The 17,767-nt window shown below is 42.3% G+C and carries 18 protein-coding genes and 1 tRNA gene; 12 read left to right on the top strand and 7 right to left on the bottom strand.

Annotated elements, in window-relative coordinates:
• Positions 1–7: 7 nt before the first annotated feature.
• The 4 genes from J1N09_RS08660 to lepA all read right to left on the bottom strand — a co-directional run bounded on the left by J1N09_RS08660 (position 8) and on the right by lepA (position 5,938).
• Entirely contained in the window at positions 8–1,375 is a 1,368-nt protein-coding gene (locus tag J1N09_RS08660) for a hypothetical protein (protein WP_265199747.1), read from the bottom strand.
• Positions 1,376–1,485: 110 nt separating this feature from the next.
• On the bottom strand, positions 1,486–2,235 hold the full coding sequence (locus tag J1N09_RS08655; protein WP_265199746.1) for a LytR/AlgR family response regulator transcription factor: 750 nt from the start codon (positions 2,233–2,235) through the stop codon (positions 1,486–1,488).
• A 1-nt stretch (position 2,236) separates the two neighbouring features.
• Positions 2,237–4,039: a histidine kinase gene (locus J1N09_RS08650; RefSeq protein WP_265199744.1), complete on the bottom strand. Its 1,803-nt coding sequence runs from the start codon at positions 4,037–4,039 to the stop codon at positions 2,237–2,239.
• A gap of 102 nt (positions 4,040–4,141) precedes the next feature.
• A complete protein-coding gene (gene lepA / locus J1N09_RS08645) occupies positions 4,142–5,938 on the bottom strand; it encodes a translation elongation factor 4 (protein WP_265199743.1) in 1,797 nt (598 codons plus the stop codon).
• 104 nt (positions 5,939–6,042) lie between these two features.
• Here lepA and dusB point away from each other — a divergent pair, with 104 nt between their 5' ends.
• Positions 6,043–7,035, top strand: coding sequence for a tRNA dihydrouridine synthase DusB (gene dusB, locus J1N09_RS08640; RefSeq protein WP_265199860.1), 993 nt, complete (start codon positions 6,043–6,045; stop codon positions 7,033–7,035).
• Here dusB and J1N09_RS08635 read toward each other — a convergent pair.
• A complete protein-coding gene (locus tag J1N09_RS08635; protein WP_265199741.1) occupies positions 7,032–8,240 on the bottom strand; it encodes an ABC transporter permease in 1,209 nt (402 codons plus the stop codon). The two genes, dusB and J1N09_RS08635, sit on opposite strands and share 4 nt — an antisense overlap.
• A gap of 1 nt (position 8,241) precedes the next feature.
• Entirely contained in the window at positions 8,242–8,637 is a 396-nt protein-coding gene (gene rbfA, locus J1N09_RS08630; protein WP_265199739.1) for a 30S ribosome-binding factor RbfA, read from the bottom strand.
• A gap of 56 nt (positions 8,638–8,693) precedes the next feature.
• Here rbfA and mce point away from each other — a divergent pair, with 56 nt between their 5' ends.
• Together mce and J1N09_RS08620 are read left to right on the top strand one after the other, a co-directional pair.
• Entirely contained in the window at positions 8,694–9,095 is a 402-nt protein-coding gene (gene mce, locus J1N09_RS08625; protein ID WP_265199738.1) for a methylmalonyl-CoA epimerase, read from the top strand.
• A gap of 74 nt (positions 9,096–9,169) precedes the next feature.
• A tRNA-Ile gene (locus tag J1N09_RS08620) sits at positions 9,170–9,243 on the top strand.
• A 495-nt stretch (positions 9,244–9,738) separates the two neighbouring features.
• Here J1N09_RS08620 and J1N09_RS08615 read toward each other — a convergent pair.
• On the bottom strand, positions 9,739–10,326 hold the full coding sequence (locus J1N09_RS08615) for a riboflavin synthase (protein ID WP_265199737.1): 588 nt from the start codon (positions 10,324–10,326) through the stop codon (positions 9,739–9,741).
• A gap of 55 nt (positions 10,327–10,381) precedes the next feature.
• On the opposite strand from J1N09_RS08615, the gene pdxA reads away from it, so the two are divergent.
• The 9 genes from pdxA to J1N09_RS08570 all read left to right on the top strand — a co-directional run bounded on the left by pdxA (position 10,382) and on the right by J1N09_RS08570 (position 17,738).
• Positions 10,382–11,443 carry a 4-hydroxythreonine-4-phosphate dehydrogenase PdxA gene (gene pdxA / locus J1N09_RS08610; protein WP_265199736.1) on the top strand — a complete coding sequence of 354 codons (1,062 nt, stop codon included), beginning with the start codon at positions 10,382–10,384 and terminating at the stop codon, positions 11,441–11,443.
• 80 nt (positions 11,444–11,523) lie between these two features.
• Entirely contained in the window at positions 11,524–12,063 is a 540-nt protein-coding gene (locus J1N09_RS08605; RefSeq protein WP_265199735.1) for a YceD family protein, read from the top strand.
• 9 nt (positions 12,064–12,072) lie between these two features.
• Entirely contained in the window at positions 12,073–12,270 is a 198-nt protein-coding gene (gene rpmF / locus J1N09_RS08600; RefSeq protein WP_265199734.1) for a 50S ribosomal protein L32, read from the top strand.
• A 167-nt stretch (positions 12,271–12,437) separates the two neighbouring features.
• The gene (locus tag J1N09_RS08595) at positions 12,438–13,439 is read left to right on the top strand and encodes a beta-ketoacyl-ACP synthase III (RefSeq protein ID WP_265199733.1); all 1,002 of its coding nucleotides are present in this window, start codon (positions 12,438–12,440) and stop codon (positions 13,437–13,439) included.
• 21 nt (positions 13,440–13,460) lie between these two features.
• Positions 13,461–13,958, top strand: a complete 498-nt coding sequence (accB, locus tag J1N09_RS08590; RefSeq protein ID WP_265199732.1) for an acetyl-CoA carboxylase biotin carboxyl carrier protein — start codon at positions 13,461–13,463, stop codon at positions 13,956–13,958.
• A gap of 61 nt (positions 13,959–14,019) precedes the next feature.
• Positions 14,020–15,372, top strand: a complete 1,353-nt coding sequence (accC, locus tag J1N09_RS08585) for an acetyl-CoA carboxylase biotin carboxylase subunit (RefSeq protein WP_265199731.1) — start codon at positions 14,020–14,022, stop codon at positions 15,370–15,372.
• Between the two features lie 104 nt (positions 15,373–15,476).
• Positions 15,477–16,604: an NAD(P)/FAD-dependent oxidoreductase gene (locus J1N09_RS08580; protein ID WP_265199730.1), complete on the top strand. Its 1,128-nt coding sequence runs from the start codon at positions 15,477–15,479 to the stop codon at positions 16,602–16,604.
• Positions 16,604–17,299, top strand: a complete 696-nt coding sequence (mtgA, locus tag J1N09_RS08575; protein ID WP_265199728.1) for a monofunctional biosynthetic peptidoglycan transglycosylase — start codon at positions 16,604–16,606, stop codon at positions 17,297–17,299. Before J1N09_RS08580 ends, mtgA begins: the two co-directional genes overlap by 1 nt.
• The gene (locus J1N09_RS08570) at positions 17,280–17,738 is read left to right on the top strand and encodes a GreA/GreB family elongation factor (protein ID WP_265199726.1); all 459 of its coding nucleotides are present in this window, start codon (positions 17,280–17,282) and stop codon (positions 17,736–17,738) included. The genes mtgA and J1N09_RS08570 overlap by 20 nt, the downstream gene beginning before the upstream one ends.
• Positions 17,739–17,767: the final 29 nt, after the last annotated feature.

Genomic DNA, 17,767 nt, shown 5'->3' with positions numbered 1-17,767 from the left:
TGGCCACTTAATCCAGGCCTATACGCACACCAACGCTTATCGCTCCTCCATCGGTGAGGAAAGTTGTGTTACTGGTTGTATTTTCGAAGTTCTCCATGTCCGATTTAAACGTGAGACTACTGAATTCTAAGAAATTCAAAAGGGCCGTGATCGCAAGGTTATTTCCCACATTGATCTGCGCACCTGCATAGGTATTCACAGTAATTCCTGAAAAATTCTGATCGAATCCAAAGGATTCTACATTTCCAAAGGTGTAACCGGAATTTACACCAGTTACTATTCGAGTTCGACCATCATTAAGCGGAATCTGGTATTCGGCAGTGGGCCCGAATAGAATTTTCAACTCGTTTATGGCGTCGCTGGTAATTGACGTGGTACTTACCGAAGCTTTTGGGCCAACAAATAATGGGTTGCCGCCAATTTCCGTTACATTAAATAACACCACACCGGAGAATCCAATATTGGTCTCTACTTCTTTTCCAAATCCAATTCCAACGCCCGTGTCGAGCAATGTATTATTATTGTTAATAATTTCATTTGGATCTGTGAAGCTGCTTTTCTTTACCGGGTCTTCCAGCTTCTTACAGCACTCAAGATATTCCAGGACGAGCTTCGGATCTTTTATCTTACCAAACCGCAATCCATATTTCACAAAAATTTTAACCGGAGCTTCTGGATGAGATTGATATTTTTCATTGAACAACAAGGAGCCTTGACAAGTGGCGCTATAACTGTATTTCGCGATTTTGACTTTGAACTTATTATTTGTAGTACAAGGGCATTCTATGGCAATATTGGTCTTTATTTCCCAGTCTACATTAGCGACAGGAAACCTCTTAGGGTCCACTGTGAATTTAATCGGTTTTAAAATAGTTTCCACAGAAATTGCACACTCCCCTTGCTTGAAAGAAGAATCAAAAATCTTGAATCCTGATTTTTGCGCTCGACGAACGGCATAATAGAAGCGATCGAATTTGGACTGTTTAAATTTAAAACCCTTGTATTCCGGCCCTAAATATTTGAGATACTCGGTTTTCGTTTTTGTATTCGTTAAATATTCCAGGGCTCTCTGATTTGAAACCTTGAGCACATAGTCTTCGATCGATAAAGAATCGTCAACTATTCTGCTTATCTCTTTCATTAGATCTGCTTGAGTAGGCAAAAGTTTTTTACGTGGAATAGATCTTAAAAGTTTTGAAGGTTCACATTGAAGATCCTTGGCGGGCGCTTCCTTTGCTTGTCTTAGCATTGTTGCCAGGGTATTATAAAGATTTTTACCACTATCAATTCGAGGATTTTTTCTTTGAGAGAACATTTCACCTGTTCCGGATAAGAATGTCAATGCGATAAATAAAAGGAGGATCTTGACTTTCATGATTTTATTCGTTTTGATTACGAATCAAATATGAAAAACAATAGTTTCAAATAAGGACGTAATAAGTATTTAAGATGCTTCAGTTAGAATTCGCCGTGTTCCAATTAGAATCATGAAAGCTCACTCAAATTGTGCAGCAGAGCGTTCACTTTGGCCCCCGAAACGGCGATATGATCACCTGAGTCCAGCTCAAGTACACTGTCTTGCTTGTGGAAAGTTTTAGCAAATTGAAGATTGACGAGGTAGGACTGATGACTTCGGAAAAAAGAAAAACCGCGCAACTGTTCGTCATAAAGCTTGAGCGACTTTGATACCAGGATCTTTCGGCCGTCATCGATGTGAAATTCAGAATAGTTGCTATCGGATTTAATAAACCTAATATCTGCTATATCCACGATATGAATGGATTCGAGGTTCTTCAACACCAGCTTCTTTTTCTTTTCACCCGGATTGAAATTGTGAAAAAAGGTTCTTAGCTGGGCGTTATACTGTTCTACATCCACATGCTCTATAGCTTTGTTTACCGCTGAAATGAGCGCTTCATCCTCGAAGGGTTTTTCCAGGAAATCGAGCGCACTGAACCTAAAAGCCTGCACGGCATATTTGCTGTGTGAAGTAATAAAGATGATCTTGAACGGAATGTTTTCAAATTTCTGAAACAAAGTAAAAACAACCTCATCTTGTAGGTTGATGTCCGAAATAACAACATCCGGTTGGAATTCTGCAAGCCTGTCTTCTGCCTCGGAAAGGGTTGTTGCAATGGGCCCAAGTTCGAGTTCTGCAAAATTATCCTTTAGCACATCCAAGATCATTTCCGCCATGAAATGATCGTCTTCTATAAGCAGTAATTTCCTTTGCATACTAAAGATATTTCATCGGAAAAGTTAGTACAATTTTAGTTCCCTGACGCGTCTCCAGATCATTTTCCGAAATGATCTCTAACTCGATCGGGTACTTCTCCGCCTTCGATAAATTTTCCATTCGTTGTTTTGTAATGGATGTTCCCATCGATTTATGAAGACTGTTTGCATTTTTCTTTTCCGAATAAATTCCCTTGCCATTGTCCTGAATTTCAACTTTAACATGGCTGTCTTCAAACCCATACCTAACATCAATTTGTCCCTCTTTAAGCCCGGAAACACCATGAATTATAGCGTTTTCCACAAACGGCTGAGTGAACATGGGAGGAATGGCAGTATTTTGAGCATCCAGATTTTTATCAATGGTCACTGAGTATTTGAAGGAATTGTTGTGAACTAGTTGTTGTAACGCCAGGAAATCGCTTATCGTGGCGTGATCTTCTTCAATGGAAATAAATTTTTCTACTGAATTTTCCAGGATGTTTCGCATTAAACCACTGAAATTTGTGATGTATCGCGTTGACTTCTTAGTGTCATTTTTCCGGATGAAATATTGAATTCCGTTGAGAGCATTGAACAAAAAATGCGGATTCAGCTGCATCTGGAGTAGCTTTTGAGTTAATTCCGAAAACTGAAGGTTTTGTTTGATCTTATGATTCTTATAGGCAAAAAACAATATTACCCCCAGTAAAGCAACCAAAGCAACAACACCGATCAGGATACCGCGCTGGTTCTTAAGTTGAGCCGCCTGTAGCTGAACATCACCTTCTAAGATCTCTATTTCCTGCGCCTGCTTTTCAGTTTCGAATTGAGCGGTGATCTCGGCAATTCGGTCGTTTTCCTGCTTCGTATTTATGGAGTCTTTAATTGCACCCAGAGAACGCTGTGCTTCAAATGCAGCGCGATAATCTCCACTTTCTCTATGGGCCCTAATAAGCGCCTCGTTGAACTGCACTTTTTGCTTTAGAATATCGGTCGTTGCAATGGCTTTTTCAAATGATATCTGGGCATTTCGAAATTGACCAAGTCCCAACTGAGCCATGCCCACATTGTAGTGAGTGAGCTGTAAATTGGTGGTGAAATTGATCCGGTTCATGATCTCAAGGGCCTTATTCCCCGATTGAAGAGCCAAAGAATAATCTCCCAGGTCATAATGGATAGCACTCAAGTCACTGTAAAGAATAGCGGCGAGGATAGACCGCTCCTTGTTTTCAGTCTTTTGAAGGGCGTTCAGGGTGATTTTTAATTGATTTTCAGGTCCGGCAAAATTTTCGTTCAAAACCTCATGGACCTGATTTCCTTGTGAATTCCTTGAAGAGTTAAAGGCTGATTTCTCGAAGAAATATTCCGCAAGGTCCTTTTTTTCCAAACCGTTGTATATCATCCCCAGGTTGAGGTAGGTTCGTGCGAGACCTGCAAAATTATTAGCCTGTTCCTGGATCTCAATTGCTTTGAAATACATCCGCAAGGCCTCATCCATCCCCACATGCCGGTACTTAACTCCTCCCATGTGATTGTATGCCTGACCAAGAGAGGACAAAGGAACTTTATCGGGATTATCAAACAGGAACTGAAGGGTTTCCTCAACTTTTTGCGGCTCATCTCGTGTGAAATGATAGAAGCTCTTAGTTACCGCTACCATTGCGATCACCGCACTATCCTGGCGTTCTATAGCAAGGCGATAGGCGTCATTTACAAAAACAAGAGCTGAATCAAGGTCGGATTGATAGACTGCTTTGGAACGTGACAGCAAAGTGTCAATATCTGCTTGCCCGGTTTGTGCCCATGAAAAGAATGAACACAAGAAAAAACTTAAAACGGCTACCCATAGTTTCACAACCAAAAAGGTACAAAAAAAACCGAAGGAGAATCCCTTCGGCTTTAATATAAAAAGTTCAAAATCAGACTAGTCGTTCAGCTTCAGAACAGCCATAAATGCTTCCTGCGGTATCTCAACATTTCCTACGGCTCTCATTCGTTTTTTACCCTTCTTCTGTTTTTCGAGCAGTTTTCTCTTTCGGGAGATGTCTCCACCATAACATTTTGCCGTAACATCTTTTCGTAGCGCTTTTACAGTTTCCCTGGCAATGATCTTGGATCCAATAGCTGCCTGGATAGGGATGTCGAATTGTTGACGCGGGATCAACTGTCGGAGTTTTTCACACATCTTCTTCCCAATATCATATGCGTTATCCTGATGTATTAGAGCAGATAAGGCGTCTACTGCATTTGCATTCAGCAATACATCCACCTTCACTAATTTAGAAACGCGCATACCGATAGGGGAATAATCGAAAGAAGCATAACCGCGAGAAACAGTTTTTAAACGATCATAGAAATCAAAAACGATCTCAGCCAAAGGCATATCGAAATTCAATTCAACACGTTCAGGAGTGAGATAGGTTTGATTCGTGATCTGACCTCTTTTTTCAATACAAAGAGACATTACCGGGCCCACGAAATCGGCTTTTGTAATAATACTCGCTTTGATATAGGGCTCTTCTACCCGATTAAGGGTGGAAGGTTCGGGCAGGTCCGATGGGTTGTTAACCAGTAAGATATCATCGGGATTTTTATTCGTAAATGCGTGATAGGACACGTTAGGCACGGTTGTGATAACGGTCATATCGAATTCTCTTTCCAGGCGCTCCTGAACGATCTCCAGGTGTAACATTCCGAGGAAACCACATCTGAATCCAAATCCAAGGGCTGCAGAGCTTTCAGGTTGAAAAACCAGGGAAGCATCATTGAGTTGTAGCTTCTCCATTGAATTTCGAAGTTCTTCGTAGTCGTCGGTATCAACCGGATAAATTCCGGCGAAAACCATAGGCTTAACGTCTTCAAACCCTTCGATCATATTGGTGGTAGCCGTTTTGGCATCCGTTATGGTATCTCCTACTTTTACTTCTCGAGCATCTTTGATCCCGGTGATCAGGTAACCCACATCTCCCGCAATGATTTCCTTTTTAGGCTGTTGCTTTAGCTTAAGGGTTCCCACCTCATCTGCAAAGTAGCTCTTTCCCGTAGCCATGAATTTGATATTCTGCCCTTTGGTGATCTTTCCGTTGAAGATTCTGAAATAAGTCTCAACACCCCTGAAAGGATTGTATACTGAATCGAAGATTAGCGCCTGTAAGGGCTCATTAGGGTCTCCTTCAGGTGCCGGAATTCTCTCAATAATGGCCTTTAATATAGCTTCTATCCCAATTCCTGTTTTAGCCGAAGCGGGAATTACTTCCTCAGCGTCGCAACCCAGGAGATCTACGATATCATCGGTTACTTCTTCCGGGTTGGCAGAAGGCAGATCCACTTTGTTCAACACTGGTATGATCTCAAGATCGTTTTCCAGCGCCAGATATAGATTGGATATGGTTTGCGCCTGAATACTCTGTGCGGCATCCACAACGAGTAGAGCACCTTCACAGGCCGCGATGGATCGTGAAACTTCGTAGGAGAAGTCAACGTGACCGGGAGTGTCTATTAAATTCAGCACATAGGTTTCTCCTTCGTACTCGTACTCCATCTGGATAGCGTGGCTCTTAATGGTAATGCCTCGCTCTCGCTCCAGGTCCATATTATCTAATAGCTGAGCCTGTTGCTCTCTTGCGGTTACCGAACCTGTTGCGTCCAATAAACGGTCTGCCAGGGTACTTTTACCATGGTCGATATGGGCAATGATGCAAAAGTTTCGGATATTCTTCATAGCATTCCTCTCGCTGTAAAATAGGATGCAAATATAACTCAAATTTCCCGTGTCCCGCGCATCTTTGCTGCTATTAGCACATTATGCTTATTTTTGCTGCAGCTATGGTAAAGATAGGTGACATTGATGTAGGCGAGTTTCCACTATTACTCGCACCCATGGAGGATGTAAGTGACCCTCCCTTTCGCGCACTTTGTAAGGAACAGGGTGCAGACGTTGTTTATACTGAATTCATTTCTTCTGAAGGACTCATACGCGACGCCGCCAAAAGCGTTATGAAGCTCGATATTTACGAAAAGGAGCGCCCCGTTGGGATACAGATATTCGGGGCAGTGCTTGAATCTATGTTGCGCAGCGTGGAAATTGTTGAAGCCAGCGGTCCTGATATAATCGACATCAATTTCGGGTGCCCGGTGAAGAAGGTAGTTTCGAAGGGAGCCGGGGCTGGAATTCTGAAGGATATAGACCTCATGGTTTCGCTCACCGAAGCCATGGTTAAGCATACCAAACTTCCGGTAACTGTAAAAACCCGATTGGGCTGGGACCATGATTCGATAAAGATCGTGGAAGTGGCGGAGCGACTACAGGACGTAGGGATCAAAGCTATTTCCATTCACGGACGCACCAGGGCTCAGATGTATAAGGGAGAAGCCAACTGGGCGCCGATTTCGGAAGTAAAAAACAACCCACGTATGCACATTCCTGTTTTCGGGAATGGTGATGTCAATTCCCCGGAGAAGGCCGTAGAAATGCGTGACAAATTCGGGCTAGACGGCGCAATGATAGGCAGAGCAAGTATTGGCTACCCCTGGTTTTTTAAGGAGGTGAAACACTATTTCAAAACGGGAGAGCGCTGCGCACCACCAACAATGGCCGAACGTGTAGAAGCCGCCAGGCGCCATCTAAGAATGGCAATTGACTGGAAAGGGGAAAAGCTAGGTGTTTTCGAAACCAGACGACACTACACCAATTACTTCAAAGGAATTCCAAACTTTAAGGAGTATCGGATGAAAATGGTTACCAGTGACGATTCGGCCGACGTATATGCAGCCTTCGACGAGGTCTTAGAGAAATTCGGGGACCACCAGTTTGTTTAATCCAATAAACGCGCCTTTACTCTACTTGCTGCTATTCTGGAGGCGATAATCCCCAGTACAGTGATAGTGGCAAAAACCACTACAACATTTACTGCTTTTAATTTAACCGGGTAGGGCAGGGAGCTCGTGATATAAATGAAAGGGGATTTCAATTGTATCCAAACTACGATCAGACCAAGTAAAATCCCAACGATTCCCCCCAGGGTTGTCATAAGCGTTCCCTGCAAAAAGAAAATATTCCGAAGGTTTCTCATAGTAGCTCCCAGGTTAAACAGTGTCTTAATGTTGGATCGTTTATCGAGGATCATCATAATTATGGACCCGATAACATTGAAGAGTGCAATAATTAACACAAGAGTGAAAATTAGGTAGACCGCTATGTTTTCGGTATTCAACATTTTATAGAGTGCATCGTTTTGCTGAATTCTGTTTTTGACAACCACGTCCTGACCCGAAAAATAGCCTGCTAAACGCGTTCTTACTGCAGCTTCGTCGGTTCCCGCTTTTAGTTTAAACTCAACCGATGAGAGCTGGTCGTCTTTCATGGAAAGCAAGGATCGCGCTAAGTCAAAGTCGGAAAAGATATATTTGCCGTTCACATCTTCGTTCACTTCGTAGAATCCCGAAGCCACTACCCGTTCCCGTATAAAGGCCTTATCGATATTAAGCTCAGTGATTATTCCGGTTCCCGGTGTAGGAACATAGATCTCTATTGGGTCTGCATAGTCGTTGATGCCAACTGAAAGTTTTAGGGCGGTTGCAGTGCCGATCACTACCTCATTCCTTCCGTATTGGAACCATTCGCTGAGGAACAATATACTGTCCACGGGAACTACATTCACATAATTGGAATCCACACCTTTAATGTATGCGATGTGATTCCTTCCTTTGTATTGAAGAAAGGCTCGCTCTTCAATTACTTTTGAATAGGCCTCGATATACGGGTCGTTTTCGAGCTTCTTTGCTATTCCTTCTGAAAACTGAATGGTTTTTCCACTCGCTGGGGAAATTTTCAAGTCGCTGTCGAACACAGTGGTAAACTGAAGGCTGAAGTCTTTCAAACCAGAAAATGCAGATAAAACTATGAATAACGACATGGCCCCAACAATAACACCAGTAGCTGCTATGATGGTGATTACATTTATTGCGTTATTGCTGCTTTTTGAGAAGAGGTATCGTTTCGCAATATAGAAGGGGTAATTCACTTCAGGATTTTTTACGTTTCGGGAGTATATCCGGATTTTCAAGAGGATTCTCCAAACCCTTAACGGCTTTTTCTATGTTTTCTATATAATCAAGGCTATCGTCGTTATAGAAAACAAGATCTGGCATTTTCCGAAGCTGGTCTTTAGTGAGCAAGGCGATACGATGCTTCACTAATGGCTTAATGGTATTAAGCTCGTCAACAATAGCGGCGGCTCTTTCCGAAGGAAACACACTAATATAGACCTTTGAGATAGAAAGGTCGACCGAAACACTCACCTTCGACACAGAAATAATAATTCCCGTTTGTCCTGCTTCCCGAAGCATGGACTGTAATTCATTAGCCAGGTCCTCCTGTAGGACACTTGCAATTTTCTTTTGTCTGTTGCTTTCAGCCATACTGCAAAAGTAGTACTTTTAACCCGTTAATTGTTAATTTGTTGAATTCGCACAACATGGTCAAGATCGAACATATAGGAATTGCAGTAAAAGATATAGAAGCAGCCAACAAAACCTACCGTAAATTATTTGGTTACGAGCATTATAAGACCGAAGAGGTAGCTTCGGAGGGAGTGATCACTTCTTTTTTTAAATGCGGAGAAAGCAAAATTGAGCTGCTCGAGGGTACAACGGAGAACAGCGCGATCACGAAATTTGTGGAGAAACGCGGTGAGGGCATGCATCATATCGCTTTTGCTGTAGAGGATATACATTCTGAAATGAAGCGCCTGGAGAAAGAAGGTTTTATTCTCCTGAACAAAGAGCCAAAACGAGGAGCAGACAACAAATGGGTTGTTTTCCTTCATCCAAAGTCGTCAAATGGGGTACTCGTCGAGCTATGTCAGGATATCGACTAACGCTTTAACGAATAGTAATAATAATGTAAATTGTTTGCAGGTCTTACAAAGTATTATATTTTTGCAACTTGTCTGGTCCCATAGCTCAGCTGGTTAGAGCACCTGACTCATAATCAGGGGGTCCTTGGTTCGAGCCCAAGTGGGACCACTAATTTTTTTTAGTCTCATTGGGATAATTTTTCTTCTGAAGCCCTGTTTTTAGGGCGAGAAGTTTACACTGAGCACCGCACTGAACTTGTCGAAGTGCAATGTTGAAGGAAGCCTAAGGGATCATTATAATTGACAAATTATTTGGCGTGGGAGACTAATTCCATGAGTCTTGAAAAAAGATTAATGGATAGCCTGTGAGGCAATAAACGTAGAGAAAATCAGTTATTTACATTCTGATAAACGTATAATTTCTTTGTTGTTTAAAAAAAATTATTACTTTAGACCCTGAATATGCGACCCCAAATCGTAGCCATATTAGCCATAGTACTTAGTTTACTAAACAGTACTGTTATGCTTGCGCAGTCCGCGGACACACCTCCGCCACCCCCCCCTACAGCACCCCCAGAGCTGCCGTTGGATAGCGGAATCATTATCTTATTGTTAGCTGGTTTGATCTATGGAAGTGTTGTGTTAACCAAAAGAATTAGGTTGGCTAAGACTCGTGCATAAGGCGTTGAACATATTTCCCGATAACGTCGAATTCCAAGTTTACCTTAGTTCCTTCCTTTATTTCTTTGAAGTTTGTATTCTCGTAAGTGTACGGTATTATGGCAACACTGAATTCGTTTTCTTTTGAATTCACTACCGTAAGGCTAACTCCGTTCACGGAAATGGACCCTTTCTCAATTGTAACATTCTCATTGGAAGAATCATATCGGAATGTATAGTACCAACTACCGTTGGCCTCTTCAACAGAAGTGCATACCGCAGTGCCATCCACATGACCCTGAACAATGTGTCCGTCCAGTCGACCACCCATTATCATGGACCGTTCTAAATTAACCAGACTCCCGACCTTGAGTTCACCGAGGTTTGTTTTATCTAAGGTTTCCCTGACAGCGGTAACTGTATAATTTTCGGGTGTTGCCTCGACCACGGTAAGGCAGATCCCATTGTGAGAAACGCTTTGATCTACGTGAAGTTCGGGGCTTATGGAGCTGCTAATAACTAGGTGGAGATTATCTCCTTCTTTTCTCAAATCTGAGATTGTGCCAAGAGATTCAATTATTCCTGTGAACATGGATAGTATTACTTACATTTGCAGTAACAAAAATACGAATAATAGCGCAGGCCGAATGAGCAAAAAGGAGAAAATAATAGTCGGGATTTCTATCGGCGACCTGAATGGAATTGGGAGTGAAATCGTATTGAAAACTTTCCAGGACAGCCGGATGCTGGAATTTTGTACCCCGGTAATTTTTGCCTCAGTGAAATTGATGTCGTTTTTCAAACGGACCTATGGTTTGGACGTGAATCTTTACGGTATTGATTCATTGGACAAGATCGTTCACAAAAAGATCAATGTGATCAATGTATGGAAGGAACAACTGGAAATCAATTTTGGCGCTGAGGAGAAACACATTGGATCTTATGCAATTAGATCACTTGAGGCAGCTGTAAGCGCGCTCAAGGACTCGAAGATCGATGTGCTGGTCACGGCCCCGATAAACAAGTCGAATGTACAATCGGAATCATTCAACTTTCCCGGGCATACAGATTACCTGGCAAAAGAACTGGGAGGTGAAAGCCTGATGCTGATGATCTCAAACGGACTAAGGGTTGGGCTACTTACAGATCATGTGGCAGTGAAAGAGGTGTCGAGCAATATAACCCGTGAGTTGATCGAGAAAAAGATCAATACAGTTCATAAAACATTGATCCAGGATTTTGGAATAAGCAAACCGAAGATTGCGGTTTTGGGAATCAATCCACACAACGGAGATCACGGAGTAATTGGAACCGAGGACGATGAGGTCATGGAACCAACACTTACCAATTTGAGGAATAATGGAAAACTCGTGTTCGGGCCCTATGCGGCCGACAGCTTTTTCGGATCCGGGAATTATAAGAATTTCGATGTGGTTATTGCTTCTTATCATGATCAGGGATTGGTGCCATTTAAAACACTGGCCTTTGGAAGAGGGGTAAATTACACTGCCGGATTGAATAAAATTCGAACCTCACCGGACCATGGTACTGCCTTTGATATGGCAGGAAAGAACGAAGCCAACTACGAGTCGTTCAAACAAGCCGTTTTCAAGGCCATTGAGATTTACAGGTGCCGAATGGAATACCTGGAATTGTCTAAAGACCCTTTGAAGACTAATTTGAAAAGGACATTTGCCAAAAAGAAATAGGTAAACCCGGTGTAAATTAAATAATTTTATATCTTTGCAGCCGCCTTTTTAGTGGGCTGAGAAACTTAACGGGTGTGATCATGGAGGAACTGAAAGAATACACTATTCCTTTTATAGGATTGAAAACAGGAGAACACCGGTTTAATTTCGAAATAACTAATTCGTTCTTTGAGCATTTTGAGTATGATGAGTTCGATCATTCAAAGGTTAAACTTGACGTACTGCTGAATAAAAAACCAACACTGCTGGAATTTGCATTTAAATTCGATGGAGTAGTTGGCGTATTATGCGATATTTCGAGCGAACCTTTCGACCAGAAGGTTGAGGGGGAGTATGACCTGGTTGTAAAATTTGGTGAAGAGTTCAACGATGAGAACGAAGATCTTCTCATTTTACAACACGGTAGTCACGAAGTGAATATTCAGCAATATATCTATGAATCAATCGTACTTGCGTTGCCTGCCCGAAGGATTCATCCCGGGATAGAAGATGGAACGCTGAAAAGTGAAATACTCGATAAACTTGAAGAACTTAAACCTAAGCTGGATAAAGATCCTGCTTCGGATAATGAAACAGATCCCCGCTGGGACGATCTAAAAAAACTATTAACAGACAAATAACACATAGTAATGGCACATCCTAAGAGAAAAATCTCAAAAACAAGACGAGATAAAAGAAGAACACATTACAAGGCGAGTGTACCTCAGATCGCAACAGACCCAACCACAGGAGAAGCGCATCTTTATCACAGGGCACATTGGCATGAAGGAAAACTGTACTACAGAGGACAGGTTGTTATCGATGCCACGGAAGAGGCCGAAGCGTAATTTCTGTTTAAATAGAAAGTAAAACTCCTGCATTTTTGCAGGAGTTTTTTTATTTCCTCAAATTCTTCAAAAAATGGCAAAAACAGGGGTTATTAATTGAATTTTTAGTAATTTTCGCATCTTTTAAGGCCATTTTTAGGTACTTTTTGCGAATTTAAGTAAACGCTATGGGCAAAATAACAGCCGCGATTACAGCTGTAGGCGGATATGTTCCGGATTACGTGCTATCCAACAAGATTCTGGAAACGATGGTCGATACAACCGATGAATGGATCACAACGCGAACCGGTATCAAAGAAAGGCGAATCCTTAAAGAAGAAGGCAAAGGTACTTCTTACCTTGCCATAAAGGCAGCTGAAGATCTTCTCCGAAAAAGCAACACCGACCCAAAAGATATTGACATGGTGATTATGGCGACAGCCACACCAGATATGCCGGTAGCGGCAACAGGCGTTTACGTAGCTAGTGAGATTGGAGCCGTAAACGCTTTTTCATATGACCTTGTCGCGGCCTGCTCCAGTTTCCTTTACGGAATGTCGACTGCCGCTCGCTATATCGAGTCCGGCCGATACAAAAAAGTTCTGCTGCTAGGCGCAGATAAGATGTCATCCATAATTGATTACGAAGACCGAACTACCTGTATCATCTTTGGTGATGGTGGCGGAGCCTTGTTGTTTGAACCCAACCACGATGGATATGGAGTTCTGGATGAGATACTTCGAAGCGACGGTATTGGCAGACAAAGCCTGAAAATTGATGCAGGAGGATCCATCATGCCTGCATCCCATGAAACAGTAGATAATAAGCAGCACTACGTCTTCCAGGACGGAAAGACTGTTTTTAAGTTTGCGGTATCCAATATGGCCGATGTGAGTGAACAGATAATGGTTCGAAACGGACTAACTGGTGACGATGTTGATTGGTTGGTACCACACCAGGCAAATCTCAGAATTATCGGAGCCACCGCAAAACGAATGAATCTACCCGAAGAAAAGGTAATGGTGAACATTCAGAAATACGGGAACACAACATCCGCTACACTACCTTTGTGTTTGGTGGATTATGAAAAACAACTCTCAAAAGGAGATAATCTGGTCTTTGCTTCATTTGGTGGTGGATTCACCTGGGGAGCCATATATGTGAAGTGGGCCTACGATTCAAATAGCTAACATAACTGAAAAACGATTATAATGGAATTAAAAGAGATACAAAACTTGATCAAGTTTGTGGCGAAATCCGGCGCCAGCGAAGTAAAGCTTGAAATGGGGGATGTAAAGATCACGATCCGTACGGGTAAATCCGATGACAACGGAGAAAAGACGATCATCCAACAAGTTCCGGCCATGCCCGTAGCGGCACAACAGCAGGCTATACCTGCGGCAGCTTCGGAAGCACCGGCTGCACCGGAGACTACTGAAAAAGTAGCTCCCACGGAAGAGGAATCTAATCTTGTAGTGGTTAAATCACCAATTATTGGAACCTTCTATCGCAAACCATCGCCAGACAAACCGGTATTTATAGAAGTTGGTGATACTATTTCCGAAGGGGATGTTTTATGTGTAATTGAAGCCATGAAACTCTTTAACGAGATCGAAAGTGAAGTTTCCGGAAAGATTGTGAAAGTCCTTGTAGACGACGCAAGCCCGGTAGAATTCGACCAACCACTATTTTTAGTAGATCCTTCATAAATTCAATTCATCGGATTGAGCCTGATTAATCTGGCATCTATCCTGAAATCTCAAGAAGATTATGTTCAAGAAAATACTAGTAGCCAACCGAGGCGAGATCGCGTTACGGGTTATACGAACCTGTAAGGAGATGGGAATTAAAACGGTAGCCGTTTATTCCAAAGCCGATGAGGAAAGTCTTCACGTACGATTTGCCGATGAAGCCGTTTGTATTGGACCTGCTCCAAGTTCGGAGAGTTACCTGAAGATCTCAAATATAATTTCTGCAGCGGAGATAACTAACGCAGATGCTATTCATCCTGGATACGGTTTTCTTTCGGAAAATGCCAAGTTCTCGAAAATATGTGAAGAGCACGACATTAAGTTCATAGGTGCCTCAGCGGAAATGATCGAGAAAATGGGAGATAAGGCAACAGCTAAGGCCACCATGAATGAAGCCGGTGTACCATGTGTTCCGGGAAGTGAAGGAATTATAGAAGATTTTGAGGAATGTAAGAAACTTGCACTTGAAGTGGGTTACCCCGTTATGTTGAAAGCAAGCGCCGGGGGCGGAGGAAAAGGAATGAGAGCTGTATGGAATGAGGAGGATCTTGAAGAAGCGTGGAATTCAGCCCGGCAGGAAAGCAAAGCTGCCTTTGGAAATGATGATATGTATATGGAAAAACTCATTGAGGAACCCAGGCATATCGAGATCCAGATCGTGGGAGACAGTTCAGGTAAGGCCTGTCACCTAAGTGAAAGAGATTGCTCAATTCAAAGAAGACATCAAAAACTCACCGAAGAGACCCCTAGTCCGTTCATGACCAAGAAACTTCGTAACGACATGGGAATGGCTGCCGTGAAAGCTGCCGAATACATCAAGTACGAAGGAGCGGGAACTGTTGAGTTTCTGGTGGACAAAAATCGTAATTTCTATTTCATGGAGATGAACACGAGGATTCAGGTGGAACACCCGATCACGGAACAAGTGATCGATTTCGATCTGATCCGTGAACAGATCCTTGTTGCCGCAGGTGTGCCCATTTCGGGGAAACACTATACACCAAATCTTCATTCCATAGAGTGCAGGATCAATGCGGAGGATCCCTACAACAACTTCCGACCTTCACCGGGAAGAATCACTACCCTTCATGCGCCTGGTGGGCACGGCGTTCGACTGGACACTCACGTCTATGCCGGATATGTGATCCCACCTAATTACGATTCCATGATCGCCAAGTTGATCACTACTGCACAAACCCGTGACGAAGCCATTAACAAAATGAAACGCGCACTGGATGAATTCGTGATCGAAGGAGTTAAGACTACAATCCCTTTTCACCGTCAGTTGATGGACCATCCGGATTATGTAGCTGGTAATTATACAACGGCTTTTATGGACGATTGGGAAATGATGGAGCCGGAAGAGGACTAGAAAACAGCATTTTTTGATAAAAAACGGGTCAAATTTCGAAAATCAGGTTAAAAACTGATGAAATTTGGCCCTTTTTAATGAATTTTACACAAAACCCGGACTAAATGAATTTGTCTTATTGGGAGCGAAATACCTGGCTTAACAATATCGATTACGCTATAGTAGGTAGTGGGATCGTTGGTTTGAGCTGTGCTTTATTTCTTCGGAAGCGATTTCCGCACAGTAAGATCGTAGTATTTGAAAAGGGGATGTTACCAAGCGGTGCAAGCACGAAAAATGCGGGTTTTGCTTGCTTCGGAAGCGTTTCGGAAATACTTGAAGACCTCAAATCACATTCCGAAGAAGAAGTTATTCAGATCGTTCAAAGTAGGATCGAAGGATTAAAACTGTTACGATCACTGCTTGGAGATGCACAAATGGATTATCGGCAATACGGAGGATACGAATTATTCACCCAACAGGATAATGAACTCTATAAACGATGCCTTGAGAAGGTTCCTCATATCAACAAATTACTGAAAAATGCCTTTTTAGATCAAGACCAGGTGTTTTCCGTAAAAAATGATCCGTTTTCGTTCAAAAACACACAAAAAAAGCTCGTTTTTAACCAATTCGAAGGACAAATTGATACTGGGTCGATGATGCAAGGGCTACTTTCCTTGGTAGCAGAAAATGATATTTTTGTGCTTAATTCAGCAAAAATTAGCAGGTTTTGGCGGAAAAACGGTCAAATTTCACTCATTTTGAACGATTTTGAAGAAATTCAGGTTAAAAACCTACTTGTCGCTACGAATGGATTCGCTAAAGAGTTATTAGATGAAGACCTAAAGCCTGCGCGAGCACAGGTATTAATCACTAAACCAATTCCCGCATTGGGAATTAAAGGAACATTTCACCTGGATAAAGGATACTATTACTTCAGAAATATACACGATCGTATTCTTTTTGGAGGTGGTAGAAATCTCGATATTAAGACGGAAGAGACGGCGGAAACGGGACTTACTGAATTAATACAAAACAAACTTGAAGATCTACTTAACACAACAATTTTACCTGGAATCACGTTTGAAATTGACAGTCGCTGGAGCGGAATAATGGGAGTGGGCGGCAAGAAGAAGCCTATCGTCAAACAGCTAGAAGAAAACGTGTATTGTGGGGTACGCCTCGGAGGAATGGGCGTTGCCATTGGTTGCTCGATAGGGAAACAGCTGGCAGAATTAATCGATTCCTAATGATACGAAAACTGTTGCGATTTTTGGTAAAAACTGCGATTAGCTTTGTGGTTTTGAGCGTAGCTTGGGTTTTGTTGTACAAATATGTAGATGTCCCCGCAACTCCTTTAATGGCGATCCGAACATTCGAATCCGAGAATCCGGTGGATATACAGCATGAGTGGGTTTCACTGGAAGAAATATCAGTTGATATGCAGCTGGCTGTAATTAGTTCCGAAGACCAAAACTTTCCACACCACAATGGTTTTGACTATGATGCTATTAAAAAAGCATACGAAGATAACAAGGCCGGTAAGCGGTTAAAAGGAGGGAGTACGATATCCCAACAAACAGCAAAAAATGTCTTCCTTTGGCCTGAAAGAAGCTGGCTGAGAAAAAGCCTCGAGACCTATTTTACATTTCTTATCGAGAATCTGTGGAGCAAAGAACGGATTTTAGAAGTGTATCTCAATAGTATAGAGACCGGAGAGGGTGTTTACGGTGTGCAGGCTGCAGCGAAGTATTGGTTTAATAAAAAGGCCAAAGACCTCAACAAACACGAAGCTGCGGCGATAGCTGTTATTTTACCAAATCCCAGAAAGTATAAGGCGTCCCCCAGAACCGCATATTTAGAGCAAAGAAAGCAGTGGGTTTTACGACAAATGCATAACTTAGGGGGCGTAAATTTGAAGAATAATGACCAATCAGGAAATTAAAAAGATTCTATTTCAGAACTGCGAGGAATATATTAGCGGGCATAGAGATAGAATCAATAATGCATTGGACGCGGTTAAAGAATCTCTTTTTGATGAGGAAAAGAGCACCGTTGGGGATAAACACCACACCAATCGTGCTATGCTACAAATTGAGCGGGAGAAGTTTAGTCACCAATTGGTCGAAGTAGATAAGGAAGAAGCAGTACTAAATAAAATCTCCCTGGAACATATAAACGACATTGTTCATTTAGGGAGTCTTGTGATCACCAATAATGGAAACTATTTCATGAGCGTTTCGGCCGGAGTGGTATCCATAGGAGATAAGACGTTTTATTGTATTTCCCTGAAATCACCGATAGGGAAACTGCTTTTAGGTAAAAAGCAAGGTGAGTCCGTAACCTTCAATAAAAGAACTATCGAGCTTCTCGAAGTAGATTAAGAGATTTCTTTCCTGGTAAATTACATAAA

Origin of the sequence: Aureitalea sp. L0-47 (genome assembly GCF_026126405.1) — a bacterium.
Classification (GTDB): Bacteria; Bacteroidota; Bacteroidia; order Flavobacteriales; family Flavobacteriaceae; genus Pukyongia.
Note: the sequence above shows the minus strand (reverse complement) of the source record. Positions and strands in the feature narration are given on the sequence as shown.